The 14,279-nt window shown below is 67.3% G+C and carries 17 protein-coding genes, 2 tRNA genes and 1 pseudogene; 8 read left to right on the top strand and 12 right to left on the bottom strand.

Annotated features, from left to right (window positions below; genetic code table 11):
- Nucleotides 1-18 precede the first annotated feature (18 nt).
- Together F3H57_RS16310 and F3H57_RS16315 are read left to right on the top strand one after the other, a co-directional pair.
- Nucleotides 19-495 carry an NUDIX hydrolase gene (locus F3H57_RS16310; RefSeq protein WP_149757014.1) on the top strand — a complete coding sequence of 159 codons (477 nt, stop codon included), beginning with the start codon at nt 19-21 and terminating at the stop codon, nt 493-495.
- Nucleotides 496-519: 24 nt separating this feature from the next.
- Complete coding sequence (locus tag F3H57_RS16315) at nt 520-2,001, top strand: inorganic phosphate transporter (RefSeq protein WP_149756991.1); 1,482 nt, start codon at nt 520-522, stop codon at nt 1,999-2,001.
- Nucleotides 2,002-2,253: 252 nt separating this feature from the next.
- On the opposite strand, the gene F3H57_RS16320 is transcribed toward F3H57_RS16315, so the two are convergent.
- The 5 genes from F3H57_RS16320 to F3H57_RS16340 all read right to left on the bottom strand — a co-directional run bounded on the left by F3H57_RS16320 (nt 2,254) and on the right by F3H57_RS16340 (nt 7,035).
- Nucleotides 2,254-2,330: transfer RNA gene (locus tag F3H57_RS16320), tRNA-Arg, on the bottom strand.
- Between the two features lie 76 nt (nt 2,331-2,406).
- Entirely contained in the window at nt 2,407-3,789 is a 1,383-nt protein-coding gene (locus tag F3H57_RS16325) for a sensor histidine kinase (protein ID WP_149756992.1), read from the bottom strand.
- 23 nt (nt 3,790-3,812) lie between these two features.
- Entirely contained in the window at nt 3,813-5,231 is a 1,419-nt protein-coding gene (locus F3H57_RS16330; protein ID WP_149756993.1) for a dihydrolipoyl dehydrogenase family protein, read from the bottom strand.
- A 3-nt stretch (nt 5,232-5,234) separates the two neighbouring features.
- Nucleotides 5,235-5,930, bottom strand: a complete 696-nt coding sequence (locus F3H57_RS16335; protein WP_223163106.1) for a TVP38/TMEM64 family protein — start codon at nt 5,928-5,930, stop codon at nt 5,235-5,237.
- Nucleotides 5,931-6,327: 397 nt separating this feature from the next.
- The gene (locus F3H57_RS16340) at nt 6,328-7,035 is read right to left on the bottom strand and encodes a response regulator (RefSeq protein ID WP_149756995.1); all 708 of its coding nucleotides are present in this window, start codon (nt 7,033-7,035) and stop codon (nt 6,328-6,330) included.
- Between the two features lie 150 nt (nt 7,036-7,185).
- Between F3H57_RS16340 and mce the strand changes: the two genes are divergently transcribed.
- Nucleotides 7,186-7,590 (top strand): methylmalonyl-CoA epimerase, encoded by a 405-nt coding sequence (mce, locus tag F3H57_RS16345; RefSeq protein ID WP_149756996.1) that lies wholly within the window; start codon nt 7,186-7,188, stop codon nt 7,588-7,590.
- A complete protein-coding gene (locus F3H57_RS16350) occupies nt 7,590-7,886 on the top strand; it encodes a DUF1467 family protein (protein ID WP_149756997.1) in 297 nt (98 codons plus the stop codon). The genes mce and F3H57_RS16350 overlap by 1 nt, the downstream gene beginning before the upstream one ends.
- Here the strand turns inward: F3H57_RS16350 and F3H57_RS16355 are convergent.
- The 4 genes from F3H57_RS16355 to F3H57_RS16370 form a co-directional block, all read right to left on the bottom strand.
- The gene (locus F3H57_RS16355) at nt 7,846-8,544 is read right to left on the bottom strand and encodes an EI24 domain-containing protein (protein WP_149756998.1); all 699 of its coding nucleotides are present in this window, start codon (nt 8,542-8,544) and stop codon (nt 7,846-7,848) included. The genes F3H57_RS16350 and F3H57_RS16355 overlap by 41 nt on opposite strands.
- Nucleotides 8,541-9,119: a nitroreductase family protein gene (locus F3H57_RS16360; RefSeq protein ID WP_149756999.1), complete on the bottom strand. Its 579-nt coding sequence runs from the start codon at nt 9,117-9,119 to the stop codon at nt 8,541-8,543. The genes F3H57_RS16355 and F3H57_RS16360 overlap by 4 nt, the downstream gene beginning before the upstream one ends.
- Nucleotides 9,120-9,194: 75 nt before the next feature.
- Entirely contained in the window at nt 9,195-9,431 is a 237-nt protein-coding gene (locus F3H57_RS16365; protein WP_149757000.1) for a hypothetical protein, read from the bottom strand.
- A 9-nt stretch (nt 9,432-9,440) separates the two neighbouring features.
- Nucleotides 9,441-9,812: a thiol-disulfide oxidoreductase DCC family protein gene (locus tag F3H57_RS16370; RefSeq protein WP_188129716.1), complete on the bottom strand. Its 372-nt coding sequence runs from the start codon at nt 9,810-9,812 to the stop codon at nt 9,441-9,443.
- Nucleotides 9,813-9,938: 126 nt separating this feature from the next.
- Between F3H57_RS16370 and F3H57_RS16375 the strand changes: the two genes are divergently transcribed.
- Nucleotides 9,939-10,676: a M48 family metallopeptidase gene (locus F3H57_RS16375; protein WP_149757002.1), complete on the top strand. Its 738-nt coding sequence runs from the start codon at nt 9,939-9,941 to the stop codon at nt 10,674-10,676.
- Nucleotides 10,677-10,755: 79 nt separating this feature from the next.
- Nucleotides 10,756-11,019, top strand: a complete 264-nt coding sequence (locus F3H57_RS16380; protein ID WP_149757003.1) for a DUF6455 family protein — start codon at nt 10,756-10,758, stop codon at nt 11,017-11,019.
- Between the two features lie 19 nt (nt 11,020-11,038).
- Here the strand turns inward: F3H57_RS16380 and F3H57_RS16385 are convergent, their stop codons facing one another.
- On the bottom strand, nt 11,039-12,028 hold the full coding sequence (locus F3H57_RS16385; RefSeq protein ID WP_149757004.1) for a complex I NDUFA9 subunit family protein: 990 nt from the start codon (nt 12,026-12,028) through the stop codon (nt 11,039-11,041).
- 168 nt (nt 12,029-12,196) lie between these two features.
- Between F3H57_RS16385 and F3H57_RS16390 the strand changes: the two genes are divergently transcribed.
- Nucleotides 12,197-12,282 (top strand) — tRNA-Leu (locus F3H57_RS16390).
- Between the two features lie 63 nt (nt 12,283-12,345).
- Nucleotides 12,346-13,521, top strand: a complete 1,176-nt coding sequence (locus tag F3H57_RS16395; protein WP_149757005.1) for a DUF6538 domain-containing protein — start codon at nt 12,346-12,348, stop codon at nt 13,519-13,521.
- A gap of 204 nt (nt 13,522-13,725) precedes the next feature.
- Here F3H57_RS16395 and F3H57_RS22300 read toward each other — a convergent pair whose 3' ends face one another.
- Entirely contained in the window at nt 13,726-13,884 is a 159-nt protein-coding gene (locus F3H57_RS22300) for a hypothetical protein (RefSeq protein WP_188129717.1), read from the bottom strand.
- Between the two features lie 174 nt (nt 13,885-14,058).
- Nucleotides 14,059-14,279, bottom strand: a pseudogene (locus F3H57_RS16400) (hypothetical protein); the annotation flags it as partial.

The following is a 14,279-nucleotide window of genomic DNA, read 5'->3' on the forward strand; positions in this document are numbered from 1 at the left end:
GAAATGTCGAGAATACCCATGCTCAATACGATCTGGTCCGAGTTCATTCAACCGATCCTGAGGCGCCCGTCGCGCTATCAGGTTGCGGCGCTGTGCTTCCGCCGCGACAGCGGCCGGCTGGAGATCCTCCTCATCACCTCGCTCGAGACGCGACGCTGGATCCTCCCGAAAGGTTGGCCGAAAACCGGGTTCGACGCCGGCGGTGTCGCGCTCGAGGAAGCGTGGGAGGAGGCCGGGGTGAAGCCGCGGGGCGCCAGGCCCCGGCGCATCGGGCGCTACCGCTACGACAAGCGCCTGCGAGGCGGGATTCCCGTGCCGACGGACGTGGATGTCTACGCGATCGACACCGAGAAGCTCTACGACGACTACCCCGAGGCGGGCCGTCGCGAGCGGCAATGGATGAGCCCGCAGGATGCGGCGGCGTCGGTGGACGAACCCGGACTGAAAGACCTACTCGCCGATGTGGACGGTCTTCTCGCCGCCTCCGCGCGATAATCTCGCCCAAACAAGAGTGGCCCCATGAGCGAGCAGGACGGCTCCTACAACTGGCAGACCCTCGACCGCGACCTCAACCGACTGTCCCGGCTCGAGGCGGCGACAATGTATGCGGCGCGACCGCTCATCGGTGTCGGCCTGTCGCTGCTGTTCGTGACCGTGGCCGCGATTTCCGCCGGCCTCATCGTCGGTCAGACACCCGGGGCGCTCTTCGTCGTCGTGGCGGCGGCGTTCGGCGCCTACATGGCCCTGAATATCGGCGCGAACGACGTGGCCAACAACATGGGCCCCGCGGTCGGGGCCCGGGCGCTGTCCATGGCCGGGGCGATCGCCATCGCGGCGGTCTGCGAGAGCGCCGGCGCGCTCCTGGCGGGCGGCGATGTGGTGAACACCATCTCCAAGGGCATCGTCGCACCGGAAAGCCTGGCCGACGGCCGGGTGTTCGTGACCGCGATGATGGCAGCGCTGCTGTCCGCCGCGCTCTGGGTGAATCTCGCGACCTTCGTCGGCGCGCCGGTCTCGACCACGCATTCCGTCGTCGGCGGCGTCATGGGCGCCGGAATTGCCGCGGCCGGGCTTGGCGCGGTGAGTTGGCCGACCATGGGCGCCATCGCCGCAAGCTGGGTGATCTCGCCCGCGCTCGGCGGCGTCATCGCGGCCGCCGTCCTCGCCTTCATCAAGTGGAAGGTGATCTACGTCGACGACAAGATCGCCGCGGCCCGCACCTGGGTGCCCGTGCTGATCGGCCTGATGGCCGCGGCATTCGCAAGCTATCTCGCGCTCAAGGGCCTCAAGCGGGTAATGGCGATCGACCTCGGCACCGCGCTCCTGATCGGGGTCGTGATCGGCGTTCTCTGCGCGGCCGCCGCCACACCGCTGATCCGCCGGCAGGCACGCGGGCTCGAGAACCGCAACCGGTCGCTCAAGATCCTTTTCCGGGTTCCCCTCGTCATTTCCGCCGCCCTGCTGTCCTTCGCCCACGGCGCGAACGACGTCGCCAATGCCGTGGGCCCGCTGGCCGCGATCGTCTATGCGCAGGAAACCGGCGGGGCCGCGGCAGAGGTCGCGATCCCGGTCTGGGTCATGCTCATCGGGGCGATGGGGATCTCCGTCGGGCTGATGCTGTTCGGCCCGAAACTGATCGATATGGTCGGCGGCCAGATCACCAAGCTCAATCCCATGCGCGCCTATTGCGTCGCCCTCTCTGCCGCGGTCACGGTCATTGCGGCCTCGTGGCTCGGCCTGCCGGTCAGTTCCACACACATCGCCGTCGGCGGGGTCTTCGGAGTCGGTTTTTTCCGGGAATGGCACGCCGAGCGTCGCGCCCGCAGGATCCAGGAGGCCCGCCCCCCCGCGCAGCGCGTTCCGAGCGAGGAGCGCCGCCGCCGCAAGCTTGTCCGCCGGTCGCATTTTCTCACGATCGCGGCGGCGTGGATCGTCACCGTCCCTGCCGCCGCGGTCCTGTCGGCGTTGTGCTACCTGGCGCTATCGCTCGTGTCTGTCTGAAACGGCTTTCCGTCGACGCGTGAAATCCGCGCCGAGCGCAAGGCTCGAATCGCCCCGGCACAAGGCCGTGTCGGCGCACCGGGCGCGGCCTCCCGGGTGTCGTCGTCTGTCATGGAACTTGTCCTGACACAGGACCCCTGCCCGGACAGGCAAACGCCGAGCGACCACACATGCCTGTGGGAGAAACGACGAGCGATGAATCCCGGCCACACCGAACCTGAGATCGATTTTCGGCGCCTTGAGGGAGGGTGGTGGCGGACCGAGGAGGATTCGAACCCCCGACCCCCTGATTCGTAGTCAGGTACTCTATCCAGCTGAGCTATCGGTCCGTGGATCGCTGATCTATCCGGCCTCACCGGACGATGCAAGGGGAGGTCCGGAAAAATCCTTTTCCCCTTCGCGGCGTCAGTTCAGCCCGCCCATCGGCAGCCGGATGAGGAAGGTGGTCCCATCGGCATCCGAGTGCAGCAGCTCCAGCGTGCCGCCGTGTCCGCGGACCAGTTCCAGCACGATGGCAAGGCCGAGCCCGGAACCGCCCTTGCGCGCCCCGCCCTGGAACGGCTTGAACAGGTTGTCGCGCGCCTTCGCCGGCAGACCGGGCCCGGTATCCGACACTTCGATCCGCCAGAACGAGTCGCCCGCCGAGGCGGTGATGTTGATCTCTCCCGGTTGACCCGACCCGATGATCGCCTGCCGCGCGTTGCGCACCAGATTGGACAGGATGCGATGCAGCTGTTCGGGATCGGCCCGCAGCATGAGGTTGGGCGGAATGTCGGCGGCGAGAGACACTTCCGCGTCGCCGATCGCGAGATGCTCGGCTTCCAGCACCTCGTCGACGATCTGCGCGAGGTTCACGTGCGACAGCACCGGCGATGGCTCTTCCGCGCGGCCGAAGGCCAAAGTCGATTCGCAGAGCGACACCGCCCGCGCGATGGAATTCACCAGCTTCGGCGCGAGCCGGCGCACCACCGGGTCCTCGGAGGTCTCGATCCGGTCGACAAAAAGCTGCGCGGAGGTGAGGATGTTGCGCAGATCGTGGCTGACCCGCGCCACCGCCCCGCCGAGCTGCGCCAGCCGCTCCTTCTGGCGCAGCGCCTGGGTCAGCTCGGTCTGCATCTTGGCCAGCGCCTCCTCGGCCTCGCGCAGTTCCCGCACGCCGGCGCCAGGGCGGATGATGCGGTGCGAGTCCTCGGGCGCGGCGGCATAGCTCTGCATGTGCGCGACGACGCCCTTGATCGGCTTCACCAGCACCCGCCGCACCGCGAGGAACAACAGGAACGCCGTCAGCACCGAGATCACCGCCGACAGAACAAGGATGCGCAGGCCATAATCGATCATCGCCGCGCGCAGCTCGTCGCTGTGCATGGTCACCTCGATCTGCAGACCGGCATCGCGCGACGGGCTGCCGATGACGCGGATGAGCTCGCTTTCCGGCGTCACGAGGCGGCGGAGGGCATCCAAGACAAGCGTCAGCGCAGAGGCGTCGCGCAAATCGTAGGTGGTGGTGATCTGCCCCGGCATCGGCGAGGACAGCACCAGCTGCCGCGCCTCGTCGCGGCGCAGAACCACGTTGTAGACCCCGGCATTGAGCAAGAGTTCCTCTTCCAGCGCCGGGTCGATCATGTCGGTGGCCAGAAGCGACAGGGACGCGATCTGCGCCCGTTCGAGCCGCGCCAGGAGGAAGCTTTCACGGAACCGCGCGACCGAGGGCACGAAGATCAGCACTTCGGCCAGCATCACGAAGATCGTCGTGAGGATCAGAAAGCGGCCGGAAAGCGAATTCACCATAAAGCCTTAGTTAAGACGCGTGCTCACGGCAGCCAGCGCTGGACCGTGCGCACCACGCGCTTGACGGCCCCGCTGTCAAACAGCCTGGGGGAGAAATAGGCCCCCGCGGCGCGTTTGTTAAGTTCGCTGTAGGTGGGATAGGGCGCGACCATGCCGGCGACATTCTGCATCTTTGCCTTCGACGAAATCGCGAAGGCCCAGAGGCCGATATGCTCGCCCGCCTGGTGCCCGACGATGGCGGCGCCGACGGGACGGCCGCGGTGCACGACGACCTTGACCCGGCCGGTCGTGAGGCGGTCTGCCTGCGCGCGGTCGTTGCCGTCGTAGTCGAACCGCGCGACCTCCACCTTGTCACCGAACCGCTCCTTCGCTTGCGCCTCGGTGAGGCCGACATTCGCGAGTTCCGGGTCGGTATAGGTGGCCCAGGGCAGGTGATCGGTCGACGCCTTGGCCGGCAAGCCCAAAACGGCCGACCGCACGACGAGGCCGGCGTGATAGGATGCGACATGCGTGAACTGCAGCCCGCCGGCGACGTCGCCGATGGCATAGACGCGGCGGTTGGTGGTCTTGAGGCGCGCATCCACCTTCACGCCTGTCTTCGTCGTTTCGATCCCCGCGCGGGTGAGGTTAAGATCGTCCACGTTGGCACGCCGCCCCACCGCCAGCAGCAGGTGCGAGCCGGCAAAGACGCGCCCGTCCCCGGTCTCCACCTCGATGGCACCGGCGGTTCCGCGCACCTCGGCGGCCTGCGCGCCTTCGACGATCTCCACGCCCTCGCCGCGGATCGCATCGAGCGCGACCTCCGCAAGCTCGGGATCGTCCTTACCGAGGGCCTTCGCACCTTCGATCACCGTGACGCGGGATCCCAGCCGCCGATGCGTCTGCGCCATCTCCATGCCGATCGGGCCGCCGCCGATGATCAGAAGGTGCTCGGGCAGCTCGCGCAGGTCCCAGAGCGTTTCGTTCGTCAGGTACGGCACGGCGTCGAGACCCGGGATCGGCGGCACCATAGGCGACGATCCGGTGGCGAGCACGATGCGGCGCGCGCGGATCAGGTGGGCCCCGGCCTCCACCTCCGTTTCCGACACGAAGCGGCCCGTCTCGCGGATCACCCGGACGCCGAGCCCCTCGAACCGCCCCTGGCTGTCATGCGGCGCGATGCTGGCGATGACCTCCTGCACGTGATCCTTTGCGGCGGCATAGTCGACGGAGGGCTCCACGGAACCGATACCGTAGCGCGCGGCGTGGCGCATCGCATGCGCGGTCTTCGCGCTCCGGATCAGTGCCTTGGAGGGCACGCAGCCGTAGTTGAGGCAGTCGCCGCCCATCTCCCCGCGTTCCAGCAGCACCACGTTGGCGCCCATCTGCGACGCGCCTGCGGCCACCGACAGACCGCCCGAGCCGGCGCCGATGACCAGGAGATCGGTGCTGATCCGTTCCATCGCTCAAGGCTCCTTCCGGCCGCGCACGGCCTTGACGACCATGGGCAGCGCCGCCAGCGCGGCGAGCCCCAGAAGAGGCAGGATCACCTGCGGCGCCCAGAGAAGCGACAGGTCCGGCGTGCCGCCACGGTCGAAGACCTCGCCGACGCCGACCCCGATGGAAGTGAAGACCACCGCCCCCGGAACGATGCCGAACGCCGTCGTCAGGGCGAAGTTCCGCCAGCCCACGCCAACGAGCGCCGGCACGAGGTTGGCTACGAAGAACGGCACCACCGGCACCAGCCGCATCAGCAAGAGCACCTCGATCTCGTTCTCGTGGAGCCGCGCCTTCAGCCGCTTCACGGTCCCCTCGGAGGCGTTCATCCGCTCCGACAACGTCCGCCCGAGGCCCGTACGCGCGGCGCCGAAGATGATCAGCGCGCCCGCCGTCGCCGCCAGCACGTTGAGCGCACTGCCGCCCCAGAGCCCGAACAGGAATCCGCCGGTCACCGACGCGACCGCCGCGCCGGGCAGGGAAAAGGCGACGATGGCCACGTAGACCCCGACGAAGGCGGCGGCGAGGCCGAAGAGGTTGTCGTTGCGAAAGGCCAGAAGCGCGTCGCGGTGCTCGCGCAGCGTCTCGAAGCTCAGCGTGTCACGCAGCGTGAAAGCGCCGACGAGAGCGACGGCGAGGATGACGACAAGCGGCAGATGTCGCATGAGCGCGGGCCTCCGGCGCGGCTGGGGGGCGGAGGCGGACTCGGCAGCGGTGCGGGACACGGCGGAACCTCGGGTTGGAGCATGGCGTGCCCACAACATGCGCCCCCGGCCGCCTGCACAACACCTCTTTCACGCGCGCTTGATGCCCGGTGACACCATCCGCCAAGATCGGGCAGCCAAGGTCGGCATTTGTAACATTACCGCCGCGCCCGTCGCCGATTGTTGCACTCCGCGGTCGCCCGCGCGCCACACCGGCCGGGTTGGTCAGACGCGGCGCCCCACCTTCATCTGACCGGATGAACCCCGGGGAACGCGAGGGGCGCCATCATTGTCGCTCTGACCAATGGCGCACCAATGGCGATCCTCGATCCCGTGATGTGGCCGATTTCGATCCGGCTCAGATCATCTCGTCCACCGCCGCTCTCTCGGCCATCATCCGCGAGAGCGTCTCGCGAATGACGCCCGTCTCCTCCCCCCGCGTGGTCGCATCGAGCAGACGTGCCGCGGTTTCGGCGAGCGCGGTGTCGCCGGCGCTGCGTGCGAGCCCGGCCAGGAAGCGGGCGACGTAATCCGCGTCTTCCGCCTGGCGCAGAACCTCGGCGGCGTGCAGGATGTCGTCGCGGTAGGCCAGCGGGTCGGGGCGCACGCGGGTCGGATCCGCCGGGCGCGGTCCGGCCGGCCGCCAGTCCGGCGGCAGGTTCGACAGTACAGCGGTCTGGAAGGCCAGCACACTCTCCAACGGCTTGGCAAGGAACCCGTCGGCCCCAGCGGCCAAAGCGATCCCCTCGGCGAAGGGATCGCCACTGATCCCCAGAAGGACCGGCACGCGCGGCTGCGCCGCTGCCATCTCGGCGATGAGTTCCGCGCCCGACCCGTCCGGCAACCCCATGTCGATGACGGCAACCGAGGGCTGATAGACCTCCAGGTGCCGGCGCGCGGAGCGCAGGCAATCGGCCCGCCTGATGCGCGCCCCCGACCGCACTGCCATCAGCCGCAGCGCGTCGCAGGCATAGCGGCTGTCCTCGACCATGAGCACGGTAAGCCCCAGAAGCGGCCGGGCCGGCGTGGGCCGCAGCATTCCGTATCCGGCGGTGCGATCGTCCATTCTGTCCTCCATCCGCTATCGTTCTGAGCCATCACGTTTCCCAGCATGGAGATCCATCATGAATGCGCGGTTAATGGCCGCGGGGCCGTGCGCTTGCGCCGGCCCGCCGCGCGGGTGCATATGCAGCGCAGTCCGGCGAAGGAGAATGCGATGATCGGCCGACTCAACCATGTTGCCATTGCGGTCCCGGACCTCGAGGCCGCGGCGGCGCAATACCGCGACACGCTGGGCGCCGAGGTGGGCGTGCCGCAGGACGAACCCGATCACGGCGTCACCGTCGTCTTCATCACGCTGCCGAACACCAAGATCGAGCTGCTCTATCCCCTCGGTGAGGACAGCCCGATTCGCGGCTTCCTCGACAAGAATCCTTCGGGCGGCATCCACCATATCTGCTACGAGGTGGACGACATCCACGCCGCGCGCGACCGTCTGGCGGCCCAGGGCGCGCGGGTACTCGGCTCGGGCGAGCCGAAGATCGGCGCGCATGGCAAGCCGGTGCTTTTCCTGCACCCCAAGGATTTCAATGGCTGCCTCGTGGAACTGGAGCAGGTCTGATGTCCATCGCCTCCGCCATCGTTCTCTACGCCGTGTTCTGGTTCCTGACCTTCCTGATCGTCATCCCGATCCGGCTGACCACGCAGGGCGACGCCGGCAATGTCGTGCCCGGCACGCATTCGGCCTCGCCCGAGGTGCACAACCTCGGGCGAAAGGCGTTGATCACCACCGGGGTCGCCGCCATTGCCTGGGCCATCGTCGCCGGCATCATCGTGACCGGCACGATCACCGTGCGCGACATCGACATCATGGATTTCATGACGCCCGCGCCTGCAGCTGGTGAAACAGATGGGTGAAGGTCGCCGCCCCGACGATCGGCACCAGCAGGTTCAGTAGCGGCACCGACAGCGGCATCGCCATCAGCACGCCGGCGAGCCAGATGCGCCCGGCATGGCGGCGCCGCAAGATCATCGCCTTCTCGCGCCCCACGCGCCGAATCGCGGCGAGCGTGTAATATTCCCGGCCGAGCAGGTAGCCGTTCATCGCCCAGAAGATCAGCGGCGAGAGCGGCGGAAGCATGATGTAGAGGATCAGCGCCAGCAGGTTCGCGACGATCAGGATGCCGAGGAAGCCCAGAGTGTCGCGCACCTGGTCGCCGAAGGGCACGCGCCCCGCCGGCGGCAGCGCCGGGTAGTGCCGGTCCTCCACCGCCTTGGCGACCTCGTCGAGGAACATCGACGTGATCGCGGAGGCCACGGGCACCATCAGGAACACCGACATCACCAGCATGAGCAGGATCGACCCCACGCTCAGCAGATCGTCGATCCAGCGCACTTCCCCCACGAGGGGCAGGGTCAACGCCTCCGGCGAGATCCAGCCGATGAACCACAGAAACAGCGCGTAGAACACGACGAGCAGCGCGATCGTCAGCGCCAGGCCGAGATAGAGCACGCGGCGAAAGCGCGCATCGTCGCCGAGCTGGCCGACCGACCGCAGGAAGGCCGTCAGGATCATTCGTCGATCCAGGCCGTGATCGCATCGAGATCCGGACGCGGCCGGTCCGGCGGCGCGGACCGTTCGGTCCCGATGTGGATATAGCCGGCGATGCGTTCGTCGGCCTCAAGCCCCAGGTGCCCTGCGACGAAACCGCGGTCGTGCGCGACCCAGCCCGACAGCCAGTTCGCCCCCCAGCCCGCGGCCAGCGCGGCGTTGAGAAGCGCAAGGCACACCGCGCCGGCGGAATAGGTCTGTTCGATCGGGGGTATCTTCGCCGATTCGCGCTGGATCTCCACCACCGCGACGCAGAGCGGGCTGTCGGCGAATTGCTGTCGCCCCTTGGCCGCCTGTTCGGGATCGAGCTTCAGCGTCTCCGCCCGGACGAGCGCCGCCTCCGCGAGCCGGTCGAGCGCGGCGCGGCGCAGGACGAGAAAACGCCACGGCTCCAGCTTGCCGTGATCGGGGGAACGGGCGGCGGCCGTCAGGATGGTCCGCAGATCGTCATCCCCCGGTACCGGCGCGTCCAGCGTCTTGGCGGGGCGCGAGCGCCGGGTCAGCAGGAAGTCGAGCGCGGCATCGTTCCGGGGCGGCATCAGGGCATCCTTACAAATATGCGAGCTATGTCAGCCCTCACCGCCCCGGATTCAAGCGCGAATCGCGGGCCCGCCCTACGGCGTGCGCTTGCGGGTGTAGACGCCTTCCGGCAGCTCGATCGCGGCGGCGAGATCGCGCATCTGGCTGATCGAGAGGGTGATCTTCTGCACGCTGTCGGTGCGGGGATCGTATTGCTCGACCGTGATGCATTCCTCGAAGGAGTTGACGATCACGTCCTCCTGCAGGGGCGCCGGTCCCTCGTCGACGAGCGTGACCACGGTGGCGTCGAATTCGTGCTCGATGCTGAACATGGCATGAGCCTAACCGCGCGGTATCGCCTTGCCTAGCCTCACCCGCCGGCGATGCAGCGCGAAAAGCGCCGGTGCGGCGACGTGATCGTAAAGGCCGCGCGCCAGCGCCCCGATCACCGGCAGCCGCACCGCGCGGGCGAGCCAGGCAAGCTTCGGGATCCTCGCCCAGACCAGCGCGAAGGCGGGGATGCCATCGTGCAGTTCGCCGTCCTTGAGCACATGAAAACGCCGGGCGGCCTGCCGGCGGCTGAGGCCGAAGCGCTCCATCTCGCCCTCGGACAGGCCGCGATAGGCGATGGAGGGGTCGCTGCGCGTCATCCGCCTGTAGGCGGCCACCTCCCGCGCGCAGATCGGGCAGGTGTCGTTGTAGAGGACGGTCATCTCGGAACTCATGCGGGGCAGCTAGTCGCGCGTGACACAACGCCAAGGCCCCGCGGAAAAATGAGTGGCCCGGCCCCGGCGCAAGCAATAGGTGTTGGGCAACTGCGATCCCGACCCGGAGCCGCCATGCGCTGGATCCCCGCCTTCCTTCTCGCCGCGCTGACCGCCTGCGCGCCCATCGACGTCAGCGGCCCGGCGCCGTCTTCGGGCAACGTGCCCACGACCGAACCGGGCGGCCCGCTGATCACCGAACAGGGCGAACTCAAGACCCGGGCGGAGCGCGCGGCGCGCACCTTCATCGAGGTGACGTCCACCGTGGAGCCGATCGCGGAGCGGGAATGCCGGCGGGTCGCGCCGAACCTGAACTGCAACTTCATCATCGTCGTGGACGATCGCCCCGGTCAGCCGCCGAACGCCTTCCAGACCGTCGACCGCGCCGGCCGGCCGGTGCTGGCCTTCAACCTCGCGCTGATCGCGTCGGTCGAGAACGCGGACGAGCTGGCCTTCGTGATGGGGCACGAAGCGTCGCATCACATCCTCGGTCACCTGCGGCGCACGCAGCAGAACGCCGCCGTGGGCGCGGTCGTGTTCTCCGGCCTCGCCGCAATGACCGGCGCGGGCGCCGACGCGATCCGCTCGGCCGAGGAATTCGGCGCCAGCGTCGGCGCGCGCACCTATTCCAAGGAATTCGAACTGGAGGCCGACCAGCTCGGCACGGTGATCACCGCGCGCTCGGGCTACGATCCGCTGAACGGCGCGCGCTTCTTCACCCGCATCCCCGACCCCGGCAACCGGTTCCTCGGCTCCCACCCGCCAAATGCGGCGCGAATCGACGTGGTCCGGCGTACCGTGGCCCAGCTCTGAACTTGATCCAGGTCAACGCGCCCCGCCGTGCGATCCGGCACGATCCTCCGGTCTGAACGCGCACCGGAGGGAGACCGCGATGCTGAGCCGAGATGTACTGAAACGCCACGCCAGCCTCGTGGACCGCATGTCGGACGCGATGGGCGTCGATCTGCAGGAAGCCGCCCTGCGCGGCGATGTGAGCGTGCCGGAAATCGACGATGCGGTGCTGACCTGCACGGCGTGTTCGCAGCCCTTCGCGTGCGAAAGCTGGTTGGCGCGCAGGGTCGGGTCGGTCGCGGATGCGCCCCCCGCCTATTGCCGGAACACCGAACTCTTCGCGCGCCTCGCCCCGAAGGACTGACGCGCCCCTCTGCGGCGGCTCAACCCTGCCGCAGATCCTGGGCCGACTCCTTGATCTCGGTGTATTGCCCCGATGGGCGGAAACGCCACAAATAGTCGGGCAGCACCGCCTCGAGCGACACCGGCTCGATCCCCAGGTCGTCGAAGGTCATCGTCTCGCCCGATACCACGTTGTCGCGGCGCAGGTTCGCCACCTGGTCCCTGGTGAGCACCGGGTCGATCATGTCGAAACTGACCTTCTGCAACAGGTCGAACGCCCGGCCCATCACTCCGGCGACCGCGAACGGGACGTTCAGGATCAGCCGCCGCCGGCGGATGATCTTCAGCATCTGCTTCATCAGATCCCGGAACGTGCTCGAATCCGGACCGCCCAGTTCATAGATGCCCGGTTTCGCCTGCCCGAGGACCCCCTTGACCGCGGCCCGCGCGACATCGTCGGCATAGACCGGCTGAAACCGCGTTTCCGCGCCCACAACCGGCAGGATCGGAGCCATCTTGGACATGCCCGCAAAGCGGTTGAAGAAGTCGTCCTCGGGGCCGAACACCACCGAGGGGCGCAGGATGATGGCGCGCGGATAGACGTCCAGCACCGCGTTCTCTCCGGCGGCCTTGGTGCGGGCGTATTCGCTGGGTGAATCGGCGTCGGCACCGATGGCTGAGATCTGCACCAGCTGCGGGACCTCCAGCTCGGAGGCGATGCGGGCGACGCGCGCGGCACCGTCCTTCTGCACCGACTCAAAGGTGTTCTTGCCGATCTCGGCGAGCAGGCCCACGCAGTTGACCACCGCGTCGGCCCCGCGCATCACGTCGCGCACGCTGCCGTCGTCGCGGATGTTGCAGAACACCGGCTCCACCTGACCGACGACGCCGTAGGGGCGCACCCAGATCGCATCGTTGGGGCGGCGCACCGCGACGCGCACCCGCCATCCCTCCTGCGCCATGCGGCGGGCGATGTAACGCCCGATGAACCCGGATCCGCCGTAGATGGTGACGAGCTTCGCATGGGGCATGATCGGTCTCTCTTGGCTGGAGCGGTCCTTGCGCGTCCCTGTCTACCGGCGCTGGCACGGCCCGGCAAGGCGGTCGCATGCCGCGCCCCGCATCGCGTCGAAGGGATTGGAAAAAACGCCGTTGACACCTGTCGTGACGGGGTCTAAACGCCCCGGCACGCAGCCTGTGCCCAGGTGGCGGAATGGTAGACGCGCCAGCTTCAGGTGCTGGTGTCCGTATGGACGTGGAGGTTCGAGTCCTCTCCTGGGCACCACATCTCGCAGGTAAGCCTCTGTTTTCCCTCAGCTTCAACACGAGCTGAGCCGAGGCGTAGACCATGCTGGAGACCAAGACTGCCGCTTTCACTTTCGCGAAGCAGGGCATCTACTACTTCTCACGACGCGTTCCGAGCGATCTGAGACACCACTACACGACAACGCGGATCATGTTTTCGCTGCGCACCAAGTCGGTAGCCGTTGCGGCATCGCGGGCGACACGCGCTGCGCAGAAGCTGGATGAGCATTGGTATCACTTGCGCATCCAAGAGGTCGATCTGCCGGGCAAGCACTTGCTGCGCTTGGCACAGGGTCAATCGCCCGCGCCGAACACGGGCAGCAGCCAACCAGCCGACGAAGCTGTGACCCTGAGCGAGGCCGTGGCGATCTACCTCAGGCTTAAGGGCAAGAACCCGCCTGTCACCTTCCACCGGGCCGCTGAGCGATCTTGTGGCTACGTCATCGACGCCTGCGGCGACAAGGACATCACCGCCTACACCCGAGCTGATGCGAACGCCCTACGCGATGCTCTGATCGCCAAGGAACTGGCTGGGAGCAGTATCACGCGGATCATCGGCACCGTGCGCTCGGTGATCAACTTCGCCGCATCGGAAATCGGCGTTTCGCTGCAGAACCCCTTCGCCGGGGTCTACTACGACAGGAAAGCAGGCGTCGCCGACCGGCAACCGCTCCCACTCGACGCTGTCCGCACACTCCAGGCCAAGTGCCGGTCGCTCGATGACGAAGCTCGCTGGCTGATTGCACTGGTCTCGGACACGGGTCTGCGCCTCGCAGAAGCCGCCGGTCTGTTGGTCGAGGACATCAAGCTCGATGACCCAATTCCCCATGTGGTCGTTCAGCAGCACCCCTGGCGTCGCCTCAAGACCGATGGCAGCCGCCGTCTTGTCCCTCTCGTGGGCAGCTCGCTCTGGGCCGCTCAGAGGATCGTTGCCGAGCGCCAGGGCAGTAACTTCGCCTTCCCGCGATACAACAAGGGCGAGACGACCAACGCCAACTCAGCAAGCGCCGCGCTCAACAAATGCATAAAAATGGACGTGCCAGATGGCTGCACCATGCACAGCTTCCGCCATTCCATGCGGGACCGGTTGAGAGCCGTCGAGTGCCCTTCTGACATCGTGGATCAGATCGGCGGCTGGCAGACAGAGGGCGTCGGCCACGGTTACGGTAACGGCTACCCGCTGAAAGTCCTAGCGAAATGGATGGAAGCGGCAGCGTAGCTGGAGGTCATGGTCTACGCCTCGGCTCAGCTCGTGTTGAAGCTGAGGGAAAACAGAGGCTTACCTGCGAGAAATGGTGCCCAGGAGATCATTCGTCAACCCCCAAATCCAAGTATGCTTGATTTTCAGGGGTTTTCGACGGGCGCGGGCCGAAAACTGCCCCACAATCCGCCCCACACAGAGATCGCGGGTCAGCCAGCCTGGTCACATCCTTCGCGCTGCGCGTGCGAGATCATGCAGCCGCGCCGCATACCACCGAAGTCCCGCATCGACCTGGAGTCGCCGGCCGGCGTCCACCGGTAGCAGGTGGCAGTTCTCGCCTTGCAGTGACAGCAGCGTGTCGACAGCCTCGTCGAGCGCCATGGCGAGTTCGTAGGCCGTTTCCGACGGAGCGAAGCAGGCCTCGATGGCCTGCCGGAACGCCGGACCGTGCAGGCCCGGAAATCGCCTGAGAAGATCATCGAGGCCGCTCCCATGGCGACGGGCTTTGTTGCGCAAAGAACGTGAAGTGCGGACCTCCCCTTTCCCCAGACGCACTTATCCCATGGGCTCTGTGACAGGTATGCCGAGCGCGGTGTAGCCGTTGAGTACGGCGACGCGGACCTGGAGTTCTGCAACCTGACGATCGAAATCGCGTGCCATCAGGCTCTGACCCAGCAGCTTTACGCAATGCATCCATTGACCGGCAGTGCATTGCGCAGCAATGTCACGAGAGGTTTCGTCTCGGCGCGGCTTCGGCGGTGGTACCCGCTCCACTT

Origin of the sequence: Roseivivax sediminis (genome assembly GCF_900112685.1) — a bacterium.
Taxonomy (GTDB): domain Bacteria; phylum Pseudomonadota; class Alphaproteobacteria; order Rhodobacterales; family Rhodobacteraceae; genus Roseivivax; species Roseivivax sediminis.